At 66.7% G+C, this 21,929-nt stretch carries 25 protein-coding genes, 6 tRNA genes and 1 riboswitch; of the genes, 14 read left to right on the top strand and 17 right to left on the bottom strand.

Annotation, left to right across the window (positions count from 1 at the left end; translation table 11 throughout):
• Positions 1-125: 125 nt before the first annotated feature.
• The gene (gene hisI, locus Q9R30_RS12535) at positions 126-569 is read right to left on the bottom strand and encodes a phosphoribosyl-AMP cyclohydrolase (RefSeq protein ID WP_104997598.1); all 444 of its coding nucleotides are present in this window, start codon (positions 567-569) and stop codon (positions 126-128) included.
• Positions 570-681: 112 nt separating this feature from the next.
• Here hisI and Q9R30_RS12530 point away from each other — a divergent pair, with 112 nt between their 5' ends.
• Positions 682-1,326 carry a TIGR03085 family metal-binding protein gene (locus Q9R30_RS12530; RefSeq protein WP_104997597.1) on the top strand — a complete coding sequence of 215 codons (645 nt, stop codon included), beginning with the start codon at positions 682-684 and terminating at the stop codon, positions 1,324-1,326.
• Between the two features lie 83 nt (positions 1,327-1,409).
• Here the strand turns inward: Q9R30_RS12530 and hisF are convergent, their stop codons facing one another.
• The 14 genes from hisF to Q9R30_RS12460 form a co-directional block, all read right to left on the bottom strand.
• Positions 1,410-2,186, bottom strand: coding sequence for an imidazole glycerol phosphate synthase subunit HisF (gene hisF / locus Q9R30_RS12525; protein WP_104997596.1), 777 nt, complete (start codon positions 2,184-2,186; stop codon positions 1,410-1,412).
• Between the two features lie 16 nt (positions 2,187-2,202).
• Entirely contained in the window at positions 2,203-3,063 is an 861-nt protein-coding gene (gene hisG / locus Q9R30_RS12520; protein ID WP_104997595.1) for an ATP phosphoribosyltransferase, read from the bottom strand.
• Positions 3,064-3,153: 90 nt separating this feature from the next.
• A complete protein-coding gene (locus tag Q9R30_RS12515) occupies positions 3,154-3,417 on the bottom strand; it encodes a phosphoribosyl-ATP diphosphatase (protein WP_009358176.1) in 264 nt (87 codons plus the stop codon).
• A gap of 101 nt (positions 3,418-3,518) precedes the next feature.
• Positions 3,519-4,007: a 6,7-dimethyl-8-ribityllumazine synthase gene (gene ribH, locus Q9R30_RS12510; protein WP_104997594.1), complete on the bottom strand. Its 489-nt coding sequence runs from the start codon at positions 4,005-4,007 to the stop codon at positions 3,519-3,521.
• 68 nt (positions 4,008-4,075) lie between these two features.
• Positions 4,076-4,816, bottom strand: a complete 741-nt coding sequence (ribA, locus tag Q9R30_RS12505; RefSeq protein ID WP_311217760.1) for a GTP cyclohydrolase II — start codon at positions 4,814-4,816, stop codon at positions 4,076-4,078.
• A complete protein-coding gene (ribB, locus tag Q9R30_RS12500; RefSeq protein WP_311217759.1) occupies positions 4,813-5,568 on the bottom strand; it encodes a 3,4-dihydroxy-2-butanone-4-phosphate synthase in 756 nt (251 codons plus the stop codon). Before ribB ends, ribA begins: the two co-directional genes overlap by 4 nt.
• The gene (locus tag Q9R30_RS12495) at positions 5,565-6,209 is read right to left on the bottom strand and encodes a riboflavin synthase (protein WP_104997591.1); all 645 of its coding nucleotides are present in this window, start codon (positions 6,207-6,209) and stop codon (positions 5,565-5,567) included. Before Q9R30_RS12495 ends, ribB begins: the two co-directional genes overlap by 4 nt.
• Entirely contained in the window at positions 6,209-7,390 is a 1,182-nt protein-coding gene (gene ribD, locus Q9R30_RS12490; protein ID WP_104997590.1) for a bifunctional diaminohydroxyphosphoribosylaminopyrimidine deaminase/5-amino-6-(5-phosphoribosylamino)uracil reductase RibD, read from the bottom strand. The genes Q9R30_RS12495 and ribD overlap by 1 nt, the downstream gene beginning before the upstream one ends.
• Before the next feature lie 173 nt (positions 7,391-7,563).
• Positions 7,564-7,713: riboswitch (FMN riboswitch) on the bottom strand.
• A gap of 39 nt (positions 7,714-7,752) precedes the next feature.
• Entirely contained in the window at positions 7,753-8,433 is a 681-nt protein-coding gene (rpe, locus tag Q9R30_RS12485) for a ribulose-phosphate 3-epimerase (protein ID WP_311217766.1), read from the bottom strand.
• Between the two features lie 18 nt (positions 8,434-8,451).
• Positions 8,452-10,023, bottom strand: coding sequence for a transcription antitermination factor NusB (locus Q9R30_RS12480; RefSeq protein WP_311217758.1), 1,572 nt, complete (start codon positions 10,021-10,023; stop codon positions 8,452-8,454).
• Complete coding sequence (gene fmt / locus Q9R30_RS12475; RefSeq protein WP_104997587.1) at positions 10,020-10,940, bottom strand: methionyl-tRNA formyltransferase; 921 nt, start codon at positions 10,938-10,940, stop codon at positions 10,020-10,022. Before fmt ends, Q9R30_RS12480 begins: the two co-directional genes overlap by 4 nt.
• Positions 10,937-11,548 (bottom strand): peptide deformylase, encoded by a 612-nt coding sequence (gene def, locus Q9R30_RS12470; RefSeq protein WP_104997586.1) that lies wholly within the window; start codon positions 11,546-11,548, stop codon positions 10,937-10,939. Before def ends, fmt begins: the two co-directional genes overlap by 4 nt.
• 63 nt (positions 11,549-11,611) lie before the next feature.
• On the bottom strand, positions 11,612-12,472 hold the full coding sequence (locus Q9R30_RS12465; protein WP_104997585.1) for a cytochrome: 861 nt from the start codon (positions 12,470-12,472) through the stop codon (positions 11,612-11,614).
• A 104-nt stretch (positions 12,473-12,576) separates the two neighbouring features.
• Positions 12,577-12,648: transfer RNA gene (locus tag Q9R30_RS12460), tRNA-Val, on the bottom strand.
• A 296-nt stretch (positions 12,649-12,944) separates the two neighbouring features.
• On the opposite strand from Q9R30_RS12460, the gene Q9R30_RS12455 reads away from it, so the two are divergent.
• The 6 genes from Q9R30_RS12455 (at position 12,945) to Q9R30_RS12430 (ending at position 13,914) form a co-directional block, all read left to right on the top strand.
• Positions 12,945-13,017 (top strand) — tRNA-Gly (locus Q9R30_RS12455).
• Positions 13,018-13,064: 47 nt separating this feature from the next.
• Positions 13,065-13,135 (top strand) — tRNA-Cys (locus Q9R30_RS12450).
• Positions 13,136-13,174: 39 nt separating this feature from the next.
• A tRNA-Val gene (locus tag Q9R30_RS12445) sits at positions 13,175-13,249 on the top strand.
• Positions 13,250-13,307: 58 nt separating this feature from the next.
• Positions 13,308-13,380, top strand: a tRNA-Gly gene (locus Q9R30_RS12440).
• A gap of 40 nt (positions 13,381-13,420) precedes the next feature.
• A tRNA-Val gene (locus tag Q9R30_RS12435) sits at positions 13,421-13,492 on the top strand.
• Positions 13,493-13,650: 158 nt separating this feature from the next.
• On the top strand, positions 13,651-13,914 hold the full coding sequence (locus Q9R30_RS12430; RefSeq protein ID WP_104999699.1) for an antitoxin: 264 nt from the start codon (positions 13,651-13,653) through the stop codon (positions 13,912-13,914).
• Between the two features lie 118 nt (positions 13,915-14,032).
• On the opposite strand, the gene zapE is transcribed toward Q9R30_RS12430, so the two are convergent.
• Positions 14,033-15,070: a cell division protein ZapE gene (zapE, locus tag Q9R30_RS12425; protein ID WP_104997584.1), complete on the bottom strand. Its 1,038-nt coding sequence runs from the start codon at positions 15,068-15,070 to the stop codon at positions 14,033-14,035.
• Positions 15,071-15,286: 216 nt separating this feature from the next.
• On the opposite strand from zapE, the gene Q9R30_RS12420 reads away from it, so the two are divergent.
• Genes Q9R30_RS12420 through ybaK form a run of 3 tightly spaced genes read left to right on the top strand, consistent with a single transcriptional unit; the run spans position 15,287 to position 17,237 of the window.
• Complete coding sequence (locus Q9R30_RS12420) at positions 15,287-16,210, top strand: sulfurtransferase (RefSeq protein WP_311217757.1); 924 nt, start codon at positions 15,287-15,289, stop codon at positions 16,208-16,210.
• Positions 16,211-16,248: 38 nt separating this feature from the next.
• A complete protein-coding gene (locus Q9R30_RS12415) occupies positions 16,249-16,707 on the top strand; it encodes a SufE family protein (RefSeq protein WP_199775358.1) in 459 nt (152 codons plus the stop codon).
• A 23-nt stretch (positions 16,708-16,730) separates the two neighbouring features.
• Positions 16,731-17,237, top strand: a complete 507-nt coding sequence (ybaK, locus tag Q9R30_RS12410; RefSeq protein WP_104997581.1) for a Cys-tRNA(Pro) deacylase — start codon at positions 16,731-16,733, stop codon at positions 17,235-17,237.
• On the opposite strand, the gene Q9R30_RS12405 is transcribed toward ybaK, so the two are convergent.
• Positions 17,214-18,494, bottom strand: coding sequence for an alpha/beta fold hydrolase (locus Q9R30_RS12405; RefSeq protein ID WP_311217756.1), 1,281 nt, complete (start codon positions 18,492-18,494; stop codon positions 17,214-17,216). The genes ybaK and Q9R30_RS12405 overlap by 24 nt on opposite strands.
• 124 nt (positions 18,495-18,618) lie before the next feature.
• On the opposite strand from Q9R30_RS12405, the gene Q9R30_RS12400 reads away from it, so the two are divergent.
• From Q9R30_RS12400 to Q9R30_RS12385, 4 genes are all read left to right on the top strand, one after another.
• Positions 18,619-19,110, top strand: coding sequence for a hypothetical protein (locus Q9R30_RS12400; protein WP_104997579.1), 492 nt, complete (start codon positions 18,619-18,621; stop codon positions 19,108-19,110).
• Positions 19,111-19,124: 14 nt separating this feature from the next.
• On the top strand, positions 19,125-19,643 hold the full coding sequence (msrB, locus tag Q9R30_RS12395; RefSeq protein ID WP_311217755.1) for a peptide-methionine (R)-S-oxide reductase MsrB: 519 nt from the start codon (positions 19,125-19,127) through the stop codon (positions 19,641-19,643).
• Positions 19,644-19,785: 142 nt separating this feature from the next.
• Positions 19,786-21,153: a DUF6421 family protein gene (locus Q9R30_RS12390; protein WP_104997578.1), complete on the top strand. Its 1,368-nt coding sequence runs from the start codon at positions 19,786-19,788 to the stop codon at positions 21,151-21,153.
• The gene (locus Q9R30_RS12385; protein ID WP_311217754.1) at positions 21,150-21,926 is read left to right on the top strand and encodes an SDR family NAD(P)-dependent oxidoreductase; all 777 of its coding nucleotides are present in this window, start codon (positions 21,150-21,152) and stop codon (positions 21,924-21,926) included. Before Q9R30_RS12390 ends, Q9R30_RS12385 begins: the two co-directional genes overlap by 4 nt.
• The last annotated feature ends 3 nt before the right edge of the window (positions 21,927-21,929 follow it).

Genomic DNA, 21,929 nt, shown 5'->3' with positions numbered 1-21,929 from the left:
TTCTTGTAGGGGCCGGTTCTGGAAGGGCCAGGTGCCTGGAGGCCGGGAATCCCGGCGGTGGCTTTGCTTGGAGGGGGCGGCCCCTGCCCTCCCCCGTTCCGCAGCGGGCTGCGGCTGGAAATGATTCAGCTTGCCTGGCCTGTGGCGACAGCCAGGTCCCGGCCGTCGAAGCACGTGCGTGTGCCGGTGTGGCACGCGGCCCCAACCTGGTCAACGCGCACAAGCAGCGCATCGCCGTCGCAGTCCATCGCCACCGATTTGACCCACTGCACATGCCCGGAGGTGTCCCCCTTGCGCCAGTACTCCTGGCGGGAGCGCGAGTAGAAGGTTACCCGGCCGGTGGTCATGGTCCGGTGCAGGGCTTCGTCATCCATCCAGCCCAGCATCAGGACCTCGTTGGTGTCGTACTGCTGGACGACGGCCGCCACCAGGCCGGCGCTGTCACGCTTGAGCGCGGCTGCCAGCTCCGCGGGAAGCGGGCTCGCCAGCGGGGCCGGGGCCTGGCCGGGCGAAGTGGCTGCGGGCGCGGCAATACCGGGGTTCGGGACAGGGGCGGGCTGCTCAGACATCAGGTCAAGTCTAGTGCCTCCACTTGGCCCTCGATGTGTGTGAACGACGGCACGGCCACCAGGGGCGGGCGTGCTGCCCAACTCTGCGCGTGTCGTGCTAGTTTCACAAGTGATGCATTTCGTCGAACCGTCCCGAGAAGTCCTTGCCGAGACCCTGCTTGCGGCGGGCCCTGACGCGCCCACGCTCTGCAAGGGCTGGCGTACCAGGGACCTTGCCGCGCACCTTTACCTGCGCGAACGCAAGGCGGCCGTGGGGCTGGGACTGATCATCAAGCGCCTGGCCAAGGCCTCGGACCAGGCCACTGCCAGGCTCGCCGCGAAGCTCACCACGGGCGAGGAGTACGCGAAGCTCGTCAACACGTTCCGCGCGGGGCCGCCGGCATTGTCGCCGATGAAGATCAAGGCGCTGGACGAAAGCTCCAACCTCATCGAGTACTTCGTCCACACGGAGGACGTCCGCCGGGCGGTTGACCGCTGGGCGCCCCGGGCACTGGACGAGGCCTACTCGGAAGCCCTGTGGGATGAGCTCGTCAAGCGCGCCGCCATCCTGTACCGCGGTGTCGACCTGGGCATCGTCCTGGTGCGCCCGTCCGGACCGCGCCATGTGGCCAAACGTGCCCCTGTTTCGGTGGCCATCGTGGGCGAGCCGGGCGAACTGCTGATGCATGCCCACGGCCGGACCCGCCACGCGCTGGTGACCTTCGAAGGCCAGCCGGACGCCGTCGCGCTGCTCCAGTCAGCCGAAGTCGGGCTTTAAAAAGCAACGCGGGGTCACTTTACGCCCGAAAACCTTGGTTCATCGGGCGTAAAGTGACCCCGCGTTGCTGTTTAAGCAGGGGGTCAGCGGACTTCGAAGCCTGCTTCGCGGATGGCGTCCTTGACCTGCGACATCATGTTGTCCGGCCCCCAGTGGAAGATGGATGCTGCCAGGACGGCATCAGCGCCGGCCGCTACGGCGGGCGGAAAGTGCGCAGGCTCCCCCGCGCCGCCCGAGGCGATGATGGGCACCTTGACGGCGGCCCGGACCAGCTTGATCAGTTCGAGGTCGAACCCATCCTTGGTGCCGTCGGCGTCGATGGAGTTCAGCAGGATCTCCCCCACGCCGCGGTCCGCGGCTTCCCTGGCCCATGCGATGGCGTCGATACCGGTTCCTGTGCGTCCGCCGTGGGTAGTCACTTCGAACCCCGACGGCGTGGGCTGGGATCCCGGGCGGGTGCGGCGGGCGTCGAGGGACAGGACGAGGACCTGGGAACCGAAATGCCGGGTGATCTCGTCGATGACGTCCGGCCGGGCGACGGCGGCGGTGTTGATGGACGCTTTGTCTGCGCCGTAGCGCAGCAGCTTGTCCACCTCTGCGACTCCCCGGACGCCACCGCCGACGCAGAGCGGGATGAAGACCTCTTCGGCCGTCCGGCGGACTACATCGAACGTGGTTTCGCGGTTGCCGGAGGACGCCGTGACGTCCAGGAAGGTCAGTTCATCTGCTCCGGCGTTGTCGTAGCGGTGGGCGAGCTCCACGGGGTCGCCGGCGTCGCGCAGGCCCTCGAAGTTGACGCCCTTGACGACGCGCCCGGCGTCCACGTCGAGGCAGGGAATGACTCGTACAGCTACAGCCATGAAATTCTCCTGGAAATCAGATGCGGCAGGCGTGGATGCTGCTGACCAGGATGGCGCGGGCGCCGAGATCGTACAGCTCGTCCATGATCCGGTTGGTTTCCTTCTTGGGCACCATGGACCGGACGGCAACCCAGTCCGAGTCGCGCAGCGGCGAGACAGTGGGCGATTCCAGACCGGGTGTGAGGGCAGCGGCCTGTTCCACGAGCTCCTTGCGGATGTCGTAGTCCATCAGCACGTACTGGCGGGCCACCAGTACGCCCTGGAGCCGGCGGATCAGGACCTCGATCTCCTTGGCCGTTCCGTTCGCCGCACCGCCTTCGCCGGTACGGCGGATCAGGACGGCCTCGGATTTCAGGATCGGTTCGCCGAAGATCTCCATCCCGGCGGCCTTGAGGGTGTTGCCGGTCTCGACAACATCCGCGATGGCATCCGCGACGCCCAGCCGGACCGAGGATTCCACGGCACCGTCCAGGCGGACCACCTTGGCCTTGATGCCGCGCTCGGCCAGGTAGCCACGCAGCAGGCCGTCGTAGCTGGTGGCAAGCCGCTTCCCTTCCAGTTCCTCCACCTTCGCGAAGTCTCCCACGGGACCCGCAAAACGGAACGTGGAGGCAGCAAAACCCAGCGGAAGCAGCTCTTCAGCCTCCACCTCGGCGTCCAGGAGGAGATCGCGGCCGGTGATGCCGACGTCGAGCGTTCCCTGGCCGACGTATACGGCGATGTCGCGGGGACGGAGGAAGAAGAACTCGATGTCATTGTCCGGGTCCACCATCACCAGCTCGCGGGAGTCCCGGCGCTGGCGGTACCCCGCCTCTGACAGCATGGCGGATGCGGCTTCGGACAGGGAGCCCTTGTTGGGGACGGCTACTCGCAGCATGGAAGGTCTTTCTGGGTGAGGGAGGTCTAGCGGTTCAGGCAATGCAGGCCACGGCGGGCACCGGCGGCGTGAAGCGCGCCGGACCGGTGGCTACAGATGCTTGTAGACGTCTTCCAGGGTGAGGCCTTTGGCGAGCATCAGGACCTGCAGGTGGTACAGCAGCTGGGAGATTTCCTCGGCCGCGGCTTCATCGGATTCATATTCGGCAGCCATCCACACTTCGGCTGCTTCCTCAACGACTTTCTTGCCGATGCCGTGAACACCGGACTCCAATTCAGCGACGGTGCGGGAGCCTTCCGGGCGGGTGGCTGCCTTCTCGCTGAGCTCAGCGAACAGCGTCTCGAAATTCTTCACGCCCTACAGCCTACTTGCTGCGGCCCAAAGGGCGCTTCCCGGGCCGTTGCATGACGGGCGCGATGTGAGCGAATACACACGCGCCCGCCATGCGGGCTTTGCTAGCTGCCGTACTGCTTCAGCACGACGGCGGTGGCCAAGGCCGCGGTGACGGCCTCGTGGCCCTTGTCTTCCTTGGAGCCCGGCAGGCCGGCACGGTCCAGGCCCTGCTGTTCGGTATCGCAGGTCAGGACGCCGAAGCCAACCGGGACGCCGGTGCGCACGCTGACGTCGGTGAGGCCCGACGTCGCTGCCTGGCACACGTAGTCAAAGTGCGGGGTGCCGCCACGGATGACGACGCCGAGGGCGACGACGGCGTCGAAGTGCGGCGCCAGCCGCGCGGCAGCCACGGGAAGCTCAAAGCTGCCGGGGACGCGCAGGACCGTGGGCTCGGCAATCCCGGCGTCCTTTGCGGCCCGGAGGGCGCCGTCCAGGAGGCCGTCCATGATCTGCGTGTGCCAGCTGGCTGCCACGATTGCCAGCCGCAGCTGCGAGGTTTCCGCGGGGTTGAGGGTGGTGAGGTCGATGTCGGGGGCGCCGTGTCCGCTCATAGGTCAGTTCTGTTCCGTTCAGTCTTGTGATGTGGTCGGTCTTGTTCGTGGCCGGCTTGATGCTGCGGTCAGTCTTGTTCGTGGCCAAAGGAGTCAGCGGCGGCTGGGACGGCAGCCACGTGGGTATCGAGCGTCAGCCGGTGCTCCATGCGGTCCTTCTTGGTTTGCAGGTACCGGATGTTCTGGTCGCGGGAGGGCACCTCCGTGGGGACCATTTCAACCACCCTGACACCGGCCTTTGCCAGCCTGTTCTGCTTGTCCGGGTTGTTGCTCAGGAGCCGCACCTCGTGCAGCCCCATTTCCGCGAGCACCTGGGCGGCAGCCTTGTAGCAACGGGCATCCACGGGCAGGCCCAGCTGCTCGTTGGCCTCGACGGTGTCAAAGCCGGCCTCCTGCAGCGCGTAGGCCTTGATCTTGTTGGCAAGGCCGATGCCGCGGCCCTCCTGGCCGCGCAGGTACAGCAGGGTGCCGCCCTGCTCGCCGATCATTTCCAGGGCGTAGGCAAGCTGTTCGCCGCAGTCGCAGCGGTAGGAACCGAAGACATCCCCGGTCAGGCACTCGGAGTGAAGCCGGACCAAAGGTGCCTTTCCGTCCCTGGGCGGGTTGGGGGAACTGACGGCCAGGTGCTCGTGGCCGGTGACCAGGTCCGTCCACGCCTGGGCAATGAAGTCGCCAAATGCGGTCGGCAGCTGCACGACGGGCCCGCCGCTGACGGGATGGGTTACCCGGCCGTGTCCGGGTTCCGGGTGGTGGCCGTTACCCGAACCCGGCGCGTGGTGGCCGTTGCCCGAAGCTCCGGAAGCCGTCATCGTATCTCCTCTTCTCCGCCCGCGCGTCCTGCCCGGGTATTGCTGTCAGCCGCTGGGCCCGTTGCCTCGAGGTAGGCCACCAGCTCTTCAATCGAGATCAGTGGGCACCCGTGTTCGGCAGCGAAGGCGCGAAGCCCGTCCAGCCGCATCATCTCACCGTCGTCATAGACAACTTCGGCGATTACGCCCACAGCTTCCAGTCCGGCGAGCCGGCACAGGTCTACGGCCGCTTCGGTGTGGCCGGGGCGTTCCCGCACTCCCCCATTAACGGCCCGCAGCGGGAAAATATGCCCGGGACGGGTCAGCGCCTCCGGCCCGGCCTGCGGATCTGCGAGCACGCGGGCGGTCAGGGCCCGGTCAGTCGCGGAAATCCCGGTACTCACACCCACTGTGGCATCACAGGACACCGTGTAGGCCGTCCCCTTGGCGTCCTCGTTGACTGCCACCATCGGAGGCAGTGCCAAGGCGTCCGCGCGGTCCCCTGACAGCGGAACGCAGATGACACCCGAGCTGTAGCGGATGGTCCAGCCCATCAGGGCCGGGGTGGCATGCTGGGCGGCGAAGATGATGTCGCCCTCGTTCTCCCGGTCCTCGTTGTCCACTGCCAGCACCGGCCTGCCGGCGGCGATGGCCCGTACCGCTTCTTCGATGGTATCGAGTCCAGTGGCAGCCGCTGGCTGGCCGGTGCGGGCAGCAGCGGCGACGGCGGATCCGGCCGCCGCTGCATTTTCCAGCTTTACTGCGGCGTTCATCGGGCCCCTCCCTCAACGGCGGCGGGCGCCGGCGTGTTGAACGCCAGCAGGCGTTCGGTGTACTTGGCCAGGACATCCACTTCCAGGTTCACCCGGCTGCCGGTCCTCTTGGCGCCCAGGCCGGTTTCAGCCAGGGTTGTGGGAATGAGCCCCACCTCAAACCAAGGCGCCTGCTCGCTGGCCTCACTGACTGCGGTCACTGTCAGCGAGACGCCGTCGATGGCTATGGAGCCCTTTTCGGCGATGTAGCGCGCCAGGTTGGCGGGCACGCCGAACCGAAGCCGCTCCCAGTTGCCGAGGGCCTCGCGTTCCAGCAACACCCCGACACCGTCCACGTGACCCTGCACCACGTGCCCGTCCAGCCGGCCGCCCGCCGTAACGCAGCGTTCAAGGTTGACCGAATCACCCGGCGCAAGTTCGCCAATGGTGCTGCGGACCAGGGTTTCCCCCATCACGTCAACACTGAATTCCTTGCCGTTGATCTCCGTGGCCGTGAGGCACACCCCGTTGACGGCGATGGAGCCGCCGAGCGCGAGCCCTTCGGTGGTGCCGGGGGCGTGCAGCCGCACGGTGGCGCTGGCGTTCCCGTCCCGCTCCACGGCCAGGACATGCCCTTGTTCGGCAATAATTCCGGTAAACATCAGTAGCCTCCCTGGGCTGGCTCCGCGCTGTCGCGGGTTGGTTGAGGTTCCAGTGCAACGGTCCGTTGCGGTCTAAGGTGAAGTCGCAGGTCCCGGCCCAGCTTTCGCACGGCACCGCCGTCGGACCCGTCCCAGTCCCATTGCTGGGCGTCGGCGAGGGTGGTGATCCCCAGGCTCCCCAGGGCCGGCGTGCCGGAGCCCAGCAGGGTGGGCGCCTGATACACGATGAGTTCATCGACCAGCCCGGCAGAGAGGAACGCGCTCAGGATGCGCGAGCCTCCCTCCACCATGACGTGGCGGGTCCCGGATCGGTACAGCATGGCCAGCGCCTCGCGCGGGTCCCGGGTGCGGAGGTGCGCCACCAGTCCGTCTGTTCCGCGCACGGCGGCGCCGGCGGGGACGTCGCGCAGCCCCATGACGGCCCGCACCGGCTGGCTCGCTGCCAGTGCTCCCGATTCGTTCCGGGCGGTGAGCCGCGGGTCATCCACCAGGACGGTCTGGGTGCCCACCAGGATGGCATCGATCCGGCTGCGGATGGCGTGGTTGTCCGCCAGGGATTCCGGGCTGGAAATCCATTGGCTGGTGCCGTCCTCGGCCGCGATGCGGCTGTCCAGCGTCTGGGCGATGTGGAGGGTGACGAAGGGCCGTTTCGCCATCACAGCCTCAAACCATTGGCGGTTCAGGTCCAGGGACTCCGCAGCCCCGAGCCCGCTGCGGACCCGGACGCCCGCGGCACGCAGCGTTGCGGCTCCGCCTGCTGCCGGGTCGTGCGGATCATCCACCGCGTACACCACGTCCGTTATTCCGGCGCCAATGATGGCCTCGGCGCAAGGGCCTGTGCGCCCCACGTGGTTGCAGGGCTCCAGGGTAACCACCATGGTGCAGCCCGAGAGATCCAGGCCCGCGGTTGTGGCCTGGCTGATCGCGTCCGCCTCTGCGTGCGCGGTGCCGGCGCCGCGGTGGAAACCGGTGACCAGGTGGCGGCCTGCAGGATCCACGACGACGGCGCCCACCAAGGGGTTTGCCCCCCGCGGGCCCCGCAGGGCTGCTTCGAGGGCTGCTTCCATGGCTCCGGTCTCGGCAGCACTGAAGGCAGTAACTGCCCCGTCAGCGTGCTGCAGCGGGTGGCTGGAGTGCGGCCCGGTGATTGCGTCGGCCGTGGCCGGATTGCCCGCCGTCATGCGGCAACCAGTGCGGCGGCTGCGCCCTCCGGAAAAACGGCAGGGTGTTTGGCATCGAAGAGCCATCGCTTGGGGTTCATTCCGTGTCGTTCCTTCCCTCTCGAACCGCGATGGCTCCGGGGGTTTACGACAGCAGAAGGCTGCGGCGCCGGAATGGCCCCACAGATACAGCTGTACGTGCTTCTCTCATCCAGACTTTAACTGTCGGTACCGGAATTTCACCGGTTCAACCGTCCGCCGGGATTTCCTTGCGGAAACCACCGGCTCGCGGGTCGCGGACTGTCACCGCCGGTTCGGACTTACACCGACCCCGGAGCACGTATGTGTGTTGCTATTGTGCCATAACCGGCACCGGCTCCCGGCTATTCCCCCGTCACCGCGGGTAACGTCCTGTTGGCCTCCCGGCGCAGGCGCTCGATGGCCGCGGCGGGGTCTTCGGCGCCGTAGACGGCGGAGCCGGCAACAAACACGTTGGCGCCTGCTTCCGCGGCCCGGACGATTGTCTCCTCCGTGATCCCGCCGTCAACCTGGATGGCCACGCCGATTCCTGAACCGTCAATGGCAGCCCTGGCGCGCCGGATCTTGGGCAGGGTGAGGTCCAGGAATGCCTGGCCGCCGAATCCGGGCTCCACCGTCATGATGAGCAGCATGTCCAGCTCGGACAGCATGTCCAGGTAGGGCTCCACGGGGGTAGCCGGCCGGATTGCCATCCCGGCTTTCGATCCCCTGCTGCGAAGTTCGCGGGCCAGCTTCACGGGCGCGATGGACGCCTCCGCGTGGAATGTGACGGACGCCAGGCCGGCGTCGGCGAAGCCCGGTGCCCACCGGTCTGCGTCAGCGATCATCAGGTGCGCGTCCAGGGGTATGGGGCTCACCTCCCGGATGCGCTGCACCACGGGCAGTCCGATGGTCAGGTTGGGGACGAAGTGGTTGTCCATGACGTCCACGTGCACGGCGTCAGCGGTGCTGATGCGCTGCAGTTCGGCCTCCAGGTTGACGAAGTCGGCCGAGAGGATGCTCGGGTTGATGCAGCATTGCGTCACAGGGGAACCTTTCACGGGTCAGGGCTTCTTATGGATGAGCGCGAGGAACATGGCGTCTGTGCCGTGGATATGGGGCCAGAGCTGCGCTGTGGACTCGTGCCCGGCGTCCAGCTTTCCGGGGAGGCTGACGGCGTCCAGCGCCGCTCCGGCGTCAAGGAGTTCCAGGTCATCGCGTTTGCGGAGGGCATCAGCCACGACGGCCGTTGTTTCCGCCGGATGCGGCGAGCAGGTCACGTAGGCCACCACTCCCCCTGGACGAACCGCTGCCAGGGCAGAGGCCAGCAGCTCGCGCTGCAGTGGACCGAGATCGGCAAGGTCCTTGGGTGATCGGCGCCACCGGGACTCCGGCCGGCGCCGCAATGCGCCGAGGCCGCTGCAGGGGACGTCCACGAGGACACGGTCAAATGATTCGGGCGCTTCGGATCCGACGTCGCGGCCGTCTCCGGTCCGGACCTGCCAGGTTTCCGGCGGCACGGCCGAGAGCGCCTGGCTGACGAGCTTGGCGCGGTGGGGAGCGGGTTCGTTGGCCAGCAGTGTTGCGCCCCGTTGCTTGGCCAGGGCGCCCAGCAGGGCTGCCTTTCCACCCGGACCGGCGCAGAGGTCAAGCCACGCCTCCGCCTTGGTATCGCCCGCTCCTGCCGGCACATCGATGTCAACGGCCGCCATGGCGCGGGCCACCAGCTGGGAGCCGACGTCCTGGACCCGGGTGGTTCCTTCACGGACGGAGGAGAACCGCCCCAGGTCACCGCCGCTGGAAAGGGCAGACCCCTGGACGAGTTCGCCCGGAATGGCCCCGTTCTCCAGCGCCTCGTCCAGGTTGCCCAGGCCAGGCAGGGCCACCAGGTTGACCACCGGGGCGGCGTTGTCCGCTTCCAGGAGGTGGTTCACTTCGCTGGCCGGCCGGCCGTGCGCCACCAGTGATTGGCGCATGGCGCGGACGATCCATTCCGGGTGGGCGTAGCGGAGCGCAGCGATTTTCGTTTCGTCGGTCTCTCCGGCCACCAGCACGTCCAGCCACTCCGCAAGCGTGTGTGCAGCAACCTTGCGGAGCACAGCGTTGATGAGCGCTGAAGGCCCCGCCCCGATCACGGCACGCGCCAGGCCGACGGTCTGGTCGAGGGCGGCGTGTGCGGGGACGCGCATGGCCAGCAGCTGGTGGGTTCCGATCCGGAGAGCGTCCAGGACCGCCGGGTCCAGCTGGTCAAGCGGTCGGTCCACGCAGCGCGCCAGGATGGCGTCGTAGGTGCCTTGGCCCCGCAGGGCACCATACGTTAGTTCGGTGGCGAAGCCGGCGTCCCGCTTGTCCAGCCCGTGGTGGCGGATCCGTGCCGGGAGCACGAGGTTGGCGTACGCGTCCTCGGCAGCGACGGCGCGCAGGACTTCGAAGGCCACCAGCCGGGCGGGATCGGCACGGCGGGTCCGTTGGGAGGGCGCGTTTTCCGTGAAGCTGCGCTGCGGACCGCGGTTCCGTTCACGGCCCTGGGCGTTTCGCCGGCTGTTGTCCCTGGGTCCCCCTTTGCCGCGGCCGCCGCCCGCGGCGCCGCGCCCGGCGTTGCCGCCCCCGCCTGGATTGCCGCCGGACGCGCTCATTCGAACACCACACTTTCAAGGGAAGCCATGCCGCGTGCCCAGTCGGCAGCGGCCATCATTTTCTTGCCCGCAGGCTGGATCCGGGTCAGTTCCACGGCGTGGGATCCTGTGCCCACCAGCACGCTTTTGCCCTCGAGGGACAGGGCCCCCGGGGCAAGGCCAGTGACATCGGGCCGCAGCCGGACCGGTTCCAGCTTGACGCGGTGCCCGTCCAGGAGGGTCCACGCACCGGGTTCGGGGGTTACGCCCCGGGCCTGCCGCCCTATGGCCAGGGCCGGGTGGTTCCACCGAAGGTGGCCATCTTCCAGGGTCAGCTTGGGCGCGTGGGTCACCTCGCCCGCCTGGGGTTGAGGGAAGGCCTTCCCTGCCTCGATGGCGGACAATGTCCGGGCCAGGAGCACGGCGCCGCTGTGGGACAGCCGCTCAAGGAGTTCTCCCGCCGTGTCCTCCGGCCCCACCGATTCCGTAAGGGTGCCGAACACGGGTCCCGTATCCAGTCCTTCTTCCAGCTGGAAGGTCACAGCTCCGGTGACGTCGTCCCCTGCCATGACGGCACGCTGTACCGGGGCCGCACCGCGCCAGGCCGGCAGCAGGGAAAAGTGCAGGTTGATCCAGCCGTGCCGCGGGATAGCGAGGGCGGCCGGCGGAACCAGTCCGCCGTAGGCCACAATGGCGGCTACGTCCGGGTTTACGCCGGCAATCCTGGCCGTTGCCTCAGCATCAACGCGGGCGGCATGAATGACCTCGATTCCCAGTTCAGCTGCGCGCGCCGCAACGGGCGACGGAGTGAGCACGCGCTTGCGGCCCACGGGGGCATCAGGGCGGGTCAGCACGGCAACCACTTCGAAGCCGGCTTCCACGAGCGCGTCGAGCGAAGGGACGGCGACGGCGGGAGTTCCCGCGAACAGGACCCTCACCCTGCGCCGCCGGCTGCCCCGGCGCCGAAGCTCGAGCCCCGCGGGGAGCCTTGGGCGGGGCCGCCGAAACTGGACCCGACAGTCCTGGCGCGCTTCGTCGTCGTGCGTTCGGTGATGGAGTCGTAGTTGGCGTTGCGGATGGACCGCAGGGCGGTTTTCCGGTGCTCACCCTCGAGCCGGTCAGTGTAGAGGATGCCGTCAAGATGGTCGTTTTCGTGCTGGAAGCAGCGGGCCAACAGCCCTTCCCCCTCCACCGTGACAGGGTTGCCGTGCAGGTCGACGCCGGTGACGCGCGTGGAGCGGAAACGCCGCACCGGAAAGCCCAGGCCGGGGATGGACAGGCAGCCTTCCACATGGTCGGGCTGGTAGTCCTCGCTGTTTTCCAGCACAGGATTGATGATGTGGCCCTCGACGCCGTCGATGCGGTAGGTAAAAACGCGCTGGCTTACGCCCACCTGCGGCGCGGCCAGGCCGGCACCGTCCACGTCCTCCATGGTTTCGGTCATGTCCGCGACCAGCTTGGCCAGCTCGGGCCCGAATTCCGTCACGGGATCGGCAACTGTGCGCAGCACAGGATCGCCAATGATGCGGATATTCAGGATAGCCATGCGCGGTATTTCCTCACGGTTGACGGCAAAGGGGACCTATCCAGTTTAGGCGCAGAGAAACTGCTAGGCCGTCTGCACCTGCGCCAGCGGTGGCGGGGCGATGGGGAGCAGCGCCGCGCCGGCGCTGATGGTGTCCGCAGAAAGCTCCCAGACCCGCCGCAGGGCGCAGAACTTCCACCAGTGATGCTTCAGGACATCCGGGTTGGCGCGGACGGGACGGACCTCCGTCTCGCCGATGGCCACCGCCAGCAGGACGGGGTTTTCACCGTACTTCCAGGGCTCCCACGTCCCTGCCACGGGGTCCACCAGGCTTTCTTCGGCCTTCATGCCGGCCACCAGCTGCATCACCACTTTGTCATCGAGCGGCTTGACCAGGCCGTCCCGCGTGGTGCCCTTGGTCTTGTAATCGATCAGGCAGACGCGGCCGTTGATCCGGGCCACCAGGTCCAGGGTTCCTGCATACCCCACGGCATTGTTCCAGACGGTGATTTCCGGAGCGATGGGTTCCACCCGGAACAGTTCCCACCATTCATCGAACCGGACAGCAAAGGCCTCTTCCCCGTTGGCGGCCAAGGCTTCGCGGGCCTCCTGCATGGCGTGGGGACGCCCCAACGCACGAAGCGCCACCTGCTCGCAGTAGTAATGCACCCGGTCCCCGCGCTTTGCGGCGTCATCGCGGTAGTTTTCGGCAGCCTTCGCCGCCCGGCTGACAGCCTGGCGGATTTTGGCCGGGCTCCCCAGGCAGTCCGCCAGCAAGGGATCGTTGGCGAGGCTGCTGGCCCCCATGTACCCGAACCAGCCGTCCAGTCCGTGCGGCTGCTGGCTGATGACCGTGGTGATGGACGGAACCGAGAACTGCTCCGACGTGGAGCGGGCGTACATCCGGCCGTATTCGGTTGCATGGGCGAGGAGTGGAGCTGTCATAGAAAAACTCTTTCACAGGGGGCCGACAAAATCTGCAGGCAGGATCCGCACAAACAAAAAGGTCCGTTTCCGCTGCGAACGAGCGGAAACGGACCTCTGTGCGGTGGGCGATACTGGGTTCGAACCAGTGACCTCTTCGGTGTGAACGAAGCGCGCTACCACTGCGCCAATCGCCCTGATGCATTTGAATGCTAGCCGACGTTGGCGTAATTCAAAAATCGCCGGCCTTGACCCGCCGGGACCGCACTGCCGCAGCCCCCACAAGGGCAAGGGAAGAGCCAAAAGGCCCCCGTCCGCCGTCGTGAATTACACCCCTGTAACTCGCCCGCTTCCGCGCCAGCACTGGGAAGCAAGGTCACGCCGCCTGCCCCTGGCCGGGGCGATTTGGAGAATCCCTGAACCTCCTATATTGTTTTTACTCGTTGGAACGCGAGGAAATGCCGGGAACGGCAAGGAATCAACCCTCCAAAATGCGGACGTAGCTCAGCTGGTAGAGCACCACCTTGCCAAGGTGGATGTCGCGAGTTCGAATCTCGTCGTCCGCTCGCAGGACACTGTCACAGCAAAGGTTCTCCGGAACCGACGCTTACACGGTGGGTTGGCCGAGAGGCGAGGCAGCGGCCTGCAAAGCCGTATACACGGGTTCGAATCCCGTACCCACCTCGGTGAAAACCATGGTTTCCGGATCAAACCGGATGCAATGGGCGATTGGCGCAGCGGTAGCGCGCTTCCCTGACACGGAAGAGGTCACTGGTTCGATCCCAGTATCGCCCACCAAGCAAGGAAACTTGCTTCATGCAGTACGCACCGGCCCCGGCCGGAACGCACTTCATACGCGGACGTAGCTCAGCTGGTAGAGCACCACCTTGCCAAGGTGGATGTCGCGAGTTCGAATCTCGTCGTCCGCTCTCATACTTCTAAAATCCCATAAGCCGGACTTCCGGTTCCGGGCGATTGGCGCAGCGGTAGCGCGCTTCCCTGACACGGAAGAGGTCACTGGTTCGATCCCAGTATCGCCCACATGCAGCAGCTCCCCGGAGCTGCTTTTTTCATGCCCGGCGCCTGCATCCGCTACGGGCGAACGGCCAAAACGGTTGGTTTCCTTGTTGGGCATCCCCCGCGGCGCTAGGATCGAACGCGGAGGAGCGACCTGGCTCCGCGATTGAAGGGAGGTGTTCGTGGGACTGATTGACGATCTAAAGGGCAAAGCTCAGGGTCTCATCCGCGGCAACGAGCAGACCATCAAGAACGGCATCAACAAGGCCGGTGATTTCGTCGACACCAAGACCGGAGGCAAGTACTCCGGCCATGTGGACAAAATCCAGGATGGCGCTTCCAAGCTCATTGACAAAAACGGAACCCCGGGCCAGGCACCTGCCGCTGAGCAGGTTCCGCCGGTCACTCCCGTCAACCCGGTTCCGCCGGCTGACAGGACTCCGTAAGAAGGATTTGGCCAGGGCATTGCCCTAGCACGTCAAGGGGGTGCAGGTCCCGCCGGGAGGCGGCACCTGCACCTTTGGCGTTTAAGGACGACGGCGGGTGCCGGCGGCGGCCCGATGCCTAGGACGGCTCGTGGTTCTGCCCTTCGCGGGCCAGCGCGGTGAGGCGGGAGACAGCGCGGAAGTACTTCTTCATGTAGCCGCCGGTCATCATGTCCTCGGTGAAGAGCTGGTCAAACGGCACTCCGCTGGCCAGGATCGGAACGTCCTTGTCGTAGAGCCTGTCGGCAAGCACCACGAACCGGAGCGCCACGGCCTGCTCGGTGATGGTGTGCACGTTGCGCCACACCACCCCGTCAATACCGTCAATCAGCTGGCGGTAGCGGCTGGGGTGCACCCCGGCCAGATGCCCAATCAGGGTGCTGAACTCGTCCTGGGCAACCGTCTTTCCGTCGAACTCCGCTTTCATGTGGGAGGACAGTTCGCTGTTCTTCAGCGGGGCCGGCGCCGCGGGCAGGCCCCGGTGGCGGAAGTCTTCCCCGTCAATCCGGATGACGTCGAACTGGTCCGCAAGCACCTGGATTTCGCGCTGGAAGTCGACTGCCGCGAACCTGCCGTCACCCAGGGAGCCGGGCAAGGTGTTGGAGGTGGCGGCCAGTTTCACCCCGGCGTCGGCCAACTCGCGCATCAGCCGGGACATCAGGACGGTGTCGCCCGGATCGTCGAGCTCGAATTCATCGATGCAGACAAGCTTGTAGCTGCTGAGCGCCTCTACTGTCTTGCGAAAGGACAGGGCGCCCACCAGGTTCGTGTACTCCACGAACGTGCCGAAGGCTTTCGGGCCGGGCGCAGCGTGCCACAACGAGGCCAGCAGGTGGGTCTTGCCGACGCCGAACCCGCCGTCCAGGTAGATGCCCGCGCGGGAACCGTCCTTCTTCGCAAACAGTTTCTTGAACAGCCCTCCGCCCCCATTGGAACCGACGCCGTCGGCAAAGCCCTCCAGTGCCCGGACGGCGGCGGACTGGCTGGGCTGCTTGGGATCGGGGCGGTAACTGGCAAAGGAAACCTGGCCGAATCGCGGCGACGGATAAAAACCCTTGAGGAGTTCATCCACCGAAACTGCCGGAGTGCGGGCGGCAAGCTGTTCGATCTGTACCAAGGTGGTCCGTTCTGCTGGTGGGTGGTCCCCAGAAAGGATACCGGCATTGCGACCGGGCCTTTTAATGCCGCACGTCCCCGCGCCGGACGGCGTGATGAAGCCAACATTTCGCCCTGTTAACGGAATACGGACATGGCCCGGGCCGCTGGCTAGGGTGGAACCAGGTCCTCTTCAGGTCCAGCAGGTCACCCGTGTCCTCAATGAAAGGCCAGAATCATGCCCTATCCCGTTGAACAGAATGAGAAGTTCGCCGCCTACGCCCACCCGGAGCGGCTGGTTTCCACGGAGTGGCTTGCGGCCGCCCTGGAAAGTGGCGCTGCCGCCAACGGAGAGCTGGTGGTGGTGGAATCCGACGAAGACGTGCTCCTGTACGAAACCGGCCACATCCCCGGCGCCGTAAAGATCGACTGGCACACCGACCTCAACGACGAAGTAACCCGCGACTACGTGGACGGGGCCGCCTTCGCGGAACTGGCGGCGTCGAAGGGGATTTCCCGTGACAGCACCGTGGTCATCTACGGGGACAAGTCCAACTGGTGGGCCGCCTATGCCCTGTGGGTCTTCACCCTTTTCGGCCACCAGGACGTGCGGCTGCTCGACGGCGGCCGGGACAAGTGGATTGCCGAAGGACGCGAACTCACCACGGAGAAGCCTGCTCCAGCCAGGGCCGACTACCCGGTTGTTGAGCGCAACGACGCTCCCATCCGCGCCTTCAAGGAAGACGTCCTTGCGCACTTCGGCAAGCCCCTGATCGATGTCCGCTCCCCCGAGGAATACACCGGCCAGCGCACCCACATGCCGGCGTACCCGGAAGAAGGCGCCCTGCGCGGCGGCCACATTCCCACTGCCGCGTCGATCCCGTGGGCACGCGCCGCCGCCGCGGACGGCACCTACCGCAGCCGGGAGGAACTTGAAGCCCTCTACCTTGGCGAAGCGGGCCTGAAGGCGGGCGACGACGTCGTGGCCTACTGCCGTATCGGCGAACGTTCCAGCCACACCTGGTTCGCCCTTAAGTACCTCCTGGGCTTCGATTCCGTCCGCAACTACGACGGCTCCTGGACCGAGTGGGGCAACGCCGTGCGCGTACCGATCGCCAAGGGCGCGGAACGCGGTTCGGTCCCTACCGCAGTCGGCGCCTGACGCTGCCCGCCGCGGCGCAATTGCGTAGACTTGAACCGATGACTACTCAAGCTTTGCCTTCCGCCCTGGCGGCAATCGTGGATGACTTCCAGGCCCTGACTGAACCCGAGCGGCTCCAGCTGCTGCTGGAATTCTCCCAGGGCCTCCCGGAACTGCCGGACAGGCTCAAGGACCACCCCGAACTGCTGGAACAGGTGGTGGAATGCCAGTCGCCGCTCTTCCTGACCATCGAGACGGACAGGGAGGGCGGCCCCGGCGCCGCCGTGCGGCTGTTCTTCAAGGCCCCTGCGGAGGCTCCCACAACACGGGGCTTCGCCGGCGTGCTCCATGAAGGCCTGGACGGGCTGTCCGCCGAAGAGATCCTCTCTGTTCCGGACGACATGCCCGAACTCCTGGGGCTCACCAGGGCCATCACGCCCCTGCGCATGCGGGGCATGACCGCCATGCTGGGGAGGATCAAGCGCAGGGTGGCTGCGGCTACCGCCGGACGTTCCTGATACCAACGCGGCGGGAAGCACCCATGGCACGCAAGAGCGCAGCACAGGGAACCCCGGCAACAGCGGCTCTGGCCGCGGCCGGGGTTCCCTTTGTGCTCCACCCGTATACCCACGATCCCGCAACCGCAAGCTACGGGGCGGAAGCGGCCCAAGTCCTCGGCATCCATCCGTCGAGGGTCTTCAAGACCCTCATGGTGGAGGTGGAGGGGCGGCTGGCCGTGGGAATCGTGCCGGTCAGCGGAACCCTTGACCTGAAGGCGTTCGCTGCGGTGCTGGGAACAAAGAAGGCGGCAATGGCAGATCACGCCGCGGCCCAGCGGCGCACCGGCTATGTGCTCGGCGGCATTTCACCGCTGGGCCAGCGGCTGCCCTCCCCCACCGTGCTGGACACCAGCGCCCTGGCGCTGGACACCCTGCTGGTCTCCGGTGGCAGGCGCGGACTGGACATCGAACTGGCGCCGGCCGACCTGGTCCGGCTCACGGACGCCGTCACGGCCTCCATCAGCTCACCCGCTCCCGGAAGCCAGTGAGCCCAGGGCGCCAGGGTTGAGCCTGGGAGCCAGCTGCTGCCGAAGCCACGACTTGACCCGGCCTTCCCACCGGTCGGGATCGACATTCCACTCCTTGGTGTGCCGGGCCTGGTGGAAGGGCTCGAAGGTCACCATCTCCGGGTTCCGCTCCGCAAGCAGGGCCGAAGGCTCGTAGGGTACATATTCGTCATCGACGCTGTGCAGGATCAGGGTGGGAGTCCGCAGCTCGACGGCCCGGGACACCCAGTCCATCACCTTCAGGTCCACGGGCGCGGACAGTCCGGTGAGCCGCCTGCCCAGTGGATGCCCCAGCATCAGCTGGCCATACCGCCCCACCAGGGAGGGGATCCTGTTCAGCTGTGCATGGTGGGCCAGCACATTGACCCAGTCAGTAACCGGCGCGTCGAGCACCATGGCCCGGATCAGGTGCCGGTATCGGGACAGGTCCGCGGTCTGCAGGCAGATGGCGCCTCCCATGGACCAGCCGAACAGCACGATTTCTTCGGCCCCGTTGGCCAGCGCGTACTCGATGGCAGCTTCAATGTCACGCCACTCCGTGGAGCCCAGGCCGTAACGGCCGTCGTCGGCGGACGGCGCCAGGCCGTCATTCCGGTAGGAAACCAGGAGGCTGGTGAGCCCAAGCTCCAGCGCGGGCCCGACGGCGCGCAGCGCCTCCTGCCGGGTGGCGCCGCGTCCATGCACCATCACCGCCCACGTGCGGGCCGTGCCGCCGGCGCGGACCAGCCACGCGGGCGCCTGCCCGCGCTCCACATCGATGCTGACATCCTCATAGGGAATTCCGGCGGCGGCAGGGTCAGGATAGACGGCCCCGCTCCACCAGCCGCGGCGCGCCGCAGAGAGGTCGCCGGCGTATACCGCTTCAACCTCTCGCAGCACGGTCCTGTCGGCGGGCGAGTAGGAGACGATGCGGCCGATCCGCGCATGCCCTTTGCCGCCGTCGAAGAAGAACCCGTAGACGCCGTCGACCGTGGTGTCGTCAGTGGCGGCAAAGATGGCCCGCTGCCCCTGGCCGTCCCTGATGACGGCGAGTATCTCCTGGTCCGACGTCCGCTGCCGGGCGGGAGTGATGACCCGGCGTGCGAAGTACACCGCCAGCGCGGACGAACCCGCGCCCAGGAGCCCGGCCAGGCCGCCTCCGCCGATCGCTCCGCCGATTGCCCATTTTGTCCGCAACGACATTCCACCGGTCTCGGGGTGGTCAACGGGGGCGGGGCGGGTTCGCTGGAAAGATGCCATGGAACCATTCTTACCGCCCGGGCACCGAAGCCCGCATTTCGCCGCGGACCGCCAGGTCCGCCCCGCCGCCCGCCGGGCGCGGCGCCCCCTGCGCATGGCCCGCTTCCGGGACTAGGCTAGGGCCATGAGTGAACCGATCGTCATCCTGACTGAAGAACCCCTGGGGGCGGACGACCGCCTGAACATCGAACGCCTGGTGGATGGGGCAGAAACGCGCCTGGTGGTGCTCGTGCCAGCAAACACCGAGCGGCACCTGCTGGTGGACTTCCTTGAAAACCTTTCGATGCTGGACATAGCCAAGGCCTTCAGGGAGCTAACTGCCCACGCCCCCGATCCCACGCAGGAGCGGGCGCAGGCAGCGGAGACCCTCGCCGTTTCCCTGGCCGCCCTGGAGGGGCTGGGCACCGGCGTCACTGGCGAAATAGTGGACGGCGGGGCCGTCAACGGGCTGGTCGCCAAGGTCCGTGAAACCGGCGCCGGGCAGGCCGTTGTGATTACCCGGCCGCACGCCGTCGCTGACACCTTCCATACGGACTGGGCCAACAAAGCACAGGACCAATTGGGCGTGCCGGTACTCCACCTTTATGCAGGCTCGGGATTTATCGGCGACTCGTAAGCGTTGACAAGGCTATGAGCATCTTCGGAAACAGCATCTTCGGCAACAAGGCTACGGAACCCCCGGCCACGGAACCGCCTGCCGGGACCGGCGTCGCGGGCAACGGGGTGGAAAAGACCGACGCACAGTGGCGCGAGGAGCTCACGCCGGAGGAATACCATGTGCTCCGCGAGGCGGGAACCGAGCGTCCGTACACGGGCGAGTACTGGGACACCCACACTGCCGGCGTGTACCAGTGCCGGGCCTGCGGAGCGGACCTGTTCACCAGCAACGAAAAGTTCGATTCCCACTGCGGCTGGCCGTCCTTCTGGGCCCCGCTTGCCGAAGGAAACGTCCGCTACATCCATGACCGCACGCTGGGAATGGACCGGGTGGAGGTCCGCTGCGCCACATGCGACTCCCACCTGGGGCACGTGTTTGAAGGTGAGGGCTACGGGACCCCCACCGACCAGCGCTACTGCATCAACTCCATCTCCATCCGGCTGGTCTCCACCGAGGATCCGCAGGTCAACGGCCCGGAACGGGAGTCCTGATCCCGCAGGGAAGGTCCTGCTCCGGGCACTGGAAAGGGCTCCGAGCCAAAGGAATACTTAGGGTTGACCACTTTTTCAATTAGCCCTGCTGGTTGCTTGCTACGCTCGCCATAGAAGCAAGCAACCAGAAAGGCAGCCGACGATGACCGAAACCCTGACCACCGCCGTCACCGGGATTTCAGCCGAAAACAAGGACTGGCTCCGGCTCAAGGCAGCCGCAACCGCCATCCAGGCGTTCCAGGCCCGGGACGGCTCCATTCCGGATCCCGCACACCACGCAGGGGCAGCTGCCCTGGTGGATGAGATCATCGATGCGCTCCGTGCCCTCGCCCCCGCCTTCCCGCATGATGCTGCGTACCTGGAAGCTGCCTGCGCTGACTTCTCGCGGTGGGCCCAGGCCGGATTCGCCACCCCCGACTTCCTTTCCTCCCTCTTGGCCTTCCAACCACAAAAACAGCGCCAGGACGGTCTGCAGCACCTGGTCGTCTTCCCCATGTACACCCAGAACGGCAGCAGCAACCGCCTTGTGGAGGCAGTCCTGGTGGAGGTGATCTGGCCTGATTTCATCGCCGGGCTTGAGGCCGGGGACTACTCGAACAAGCTGTTCGTACCCATCCGGTTCGTGGACTTTACCGCCGGCTACGACACGAACTCGGCAGTGCTGTTTCCTGAGACCGTGGCGGTCAGCAGGACCCCCACCTTCACCTGGGGTGCGATTTTCGCGGATAGGGAGGCAGCCAGGTTCCGCCGCGTCCTCAAGGCCGCCGCCGAGACCACCTGCCTGGAACTGCCCGAAGGGGCAGCGGAGATGCTCGCCGACCAGGACCTGACAGAGGCCACGTTTGTCATGTGGGACCTGATCCACGACCGGACGCACATGCGCGGCGACCTGCCATTCGATCCGTTCATGATCAAGCAGCGGATGCCCTTCTTCCTGTACTCCCTTGAAGAACTGCGCTGCGACCTGACTGCGTTCCGCGAGTCCGTGCGGATAGAAAAAGACGAGGACGCCGATCCGGAAGCCCGGCGCCACGCCAAGCTGGTGCAGTACGCCATCATCTTTGACCGCATCTTCCGGTTCGCGATCACCGGCAGCCGCGTCCGGAATTACGACGGCCTGGGCGGCCAGCTCCTGTTCGCGTGGCTGCACCAGCAGCGCGTCCTGCACTGGACGGACACCCGGCTGACCATCGACTGGGATGAAGTAGCCAATGCTGTCATCGCCCTCGGCGCCCGCATCGACGACCTGTACTGGCGCTCCATCGACCGCCCCAAAACCGCCCACTGGCTGGCTGCATACGAGCTGGTCTCCGCCACTGTGACTCCCCATCCGGCGTCCGTTTGGGCCAGGGGGCCGGAGGCGCTGCCGCTGGCGGGCCCGCCGCGCGGCCTCACTGACCAGGTGCTGGACGACGAATTCCCGCTGTCCATGTTCTACGAAGCACTGGAAAAGAAGATGCGCCCGGTCATTGAGTCCACTGCCGGCATCACTGGAGCATCCGCGCTGTGACAGCTGCTACAGAGCCGGCAAAACCGCCGCTGAACGTCCTGGTTACGGGCGGCAGCGGCGCGTCCGGCGTCGCTGTGGCCCGGGCACTCAGGGAGGCCGGGCACCGCGTCTTCACCGTGGGCTCGGACCTGGAGCGGATCAGGAAAGCGGCAGCACAGGCGGGCGACGGCGTTGCCCCCTTCGTGTGCGACCTTGCACGCATGGATGAGGTACGGCAACTGCGGGCCGATGTCACCGCTGCTGCCGGGCCAATGGATGCTGTGATCCACGTGGTGGGCGGCTGGCGCGGGGCGCAAGGCATTGCGGACCAGACCGACGAGGACTGGGACTTCCTTGTGCGCGGAGCCGTCACCACGCTCCGCAACGTCTCTCGCGTCTTTTACGACGACGTCGCCGCCTCCGGTTGTGGCCGGTTCGCCATGGTGTCCTCCACCACCGCCGCCATGCCCACCGCGGCAACAGCCAGTTACGCCGCCGCGAAGGCAGCGGCCGAGGCTTGGACCCTAGCCATCGCTGATGGTTTCAGCCGCGCCGCCGGCAGGAACGGCGGCAGCGCGGCAGCCGCCGTCGTCCTGGTGGTCAAAGCACTGGTGGATGAGGAACTGCGCCGCCGCCACCCCGAGCGGTCCTTCGCGGGCGCAACGGACGTCGAAGACCTGGCGCGCGCCGTCGTCGGACTCTTTGATGCCCCTGCCGCCGAACTGAACGGCCGGCGGCTGCAGCTGGCGGCGTCAGTGTCCCCGGCCCGGACTTTACCTAGACTGAAAGCGTGAGCA

The organism is Arthrobacter sp. AB6 (assembly GCF_031844545.1).
Classification (GTDB): domain Bacteria; phylum Actinomycetota; class Actinomycetes; order Actinomycetales; family Micrococcaceae; genus Arthrobacter.
Note: the sequence above shows the minus strand (reverse complement) of the source record. Positions and strands in the feature narration are given on the sequence as shown.

Bases quoted from the DNA above. Each gene is read 5' to 3' on its own strand.
- hisI (WP_104997598.1), bottom strand. From the start codon at position 569: ATGTCTGAGCAGCCCGCCCCTGTCCCGAACCCCGGTATTGCCGCGCCC.
- Q9R30_RS12530 (WP_104997597.1), top strand. From the start codon at position 682: ATGCATTTCGTCGAACCGTCCCGAGAAGTCCTTGCCGAGACCCTGCTT.
- hisF (WP_104997596.1), bottom strand. From the start codon at position 2,186: ATGGCTGTAGCTGTACGAGTCATTCCCTGCCTCGACGTGGACGCCGGG.
- hisG (WP_104997595.1), bottom strand. From the start codon at position 3,063: ATGCTGCGAGTAGCCGTCCCCAACAAGGGCTCCCTGTCCGAAGCCGCA.
- ribH (WP_104997594.1), bottom strand. From the start codon at position 4,007: ATGAGCGGACACGGCGCCCCCGACATCGACCTCACCACCCTCAACCCC.
- ribA (WP_311217760.1), bottom strand. From the start codon at position 4,816: ATGACGGCTTCCGGAGCTTCGGGCAACGGCCACCACGCGCCGGGTTCG.
- ribB (WP_311217759.1), bottom strand. From the start codon at position 5,568: ATGAACGCCGCAGTAAAGCTGGAAAATGCAGCGGCGGCCGGATCCGCC.
- Q9R30_RS12495 (WP_104997591.1), bottom strand. From the start codon at position 6,209: ATGTTTACCGGAATTATTGCCGAACAAGGGCATGTCCTGGCCGTGGAG.
- ribD (WP_104997590.1), bottom strand. From the start codon at position 7,390: ATGACGGCGGGCAATCCGGCCACGGCCGACGCAATCACCGGGCCGCAC.
- Q9R30_RS12480 (WP_311217758.1), bottom strand. From the start codon at position 10,023: ATGAGCGCGTCCGGCGGCAATCCAGGCGGGGGCGGCAACGCCGGGCGC.
- def (WP_104997586.1), bottom strand. From the start codon at position 11,548: ATGGCTATCCTGAATATCCGCATCATTGGCGATCCTGTGCTGCGCACA.
- Q9R30_RS12465 (WP_104997585.1), bottom strand. From the start codon at position 12,472: ATGACAGCTCCACTCCTCGCCCATGCAACCGAATACGGCCGGATGTAC.
- Q9R30_RS12420 (WP_311217757.1), top strand. From the start codon at position 15,287: ATGCCCTATCCCGTTGAACAGAATGAGAAGTTCGCCGCCTACGCCCAC.
- Q9R30_RS12415 (WP_199775358.1), top strand. From the start codon at position 16,249: ATGACTACTCAAGCTTTGCCTTCCGCCCTGGCGGCAATCGTGGATGAC.
- ybaK (WP_104997581.1), top strand. From the start codon at position 16,731: ATGGCACGCAAGAGCGCAGCACAGGGAACCCCGGCAACAGCGGCTCTG.
- Q9R30_RS12405 (WP_311217756.1), bottom strand. From the start codon at position 18,494: ATGGCATCTTTCCAGCGAACCCGCCCCGCCCCCGTTGACCACCCCGAG.
- Q9R30_RS12400 (WP_104997579.1), top strand. From the start codon at position 18,619: ATGAGTGAACCGATCGTCATCCTGACTGAAGAACCCCTGGGGGCGGAC.
- msrB (WP_311217755.1), top strand. From the start codon at position 19,125: ATGAGCATCTTCGGAAACAGCATCTTCGGCAACAAGGCTACGGAACCC.
- Q9R30_RS12390 (WP_104997578.1), top strand. From the start codon at position 19,786: ATGACCGAAACCCTGACCACCGCCGTCACCGGGATTTCAGCCGAAAAC.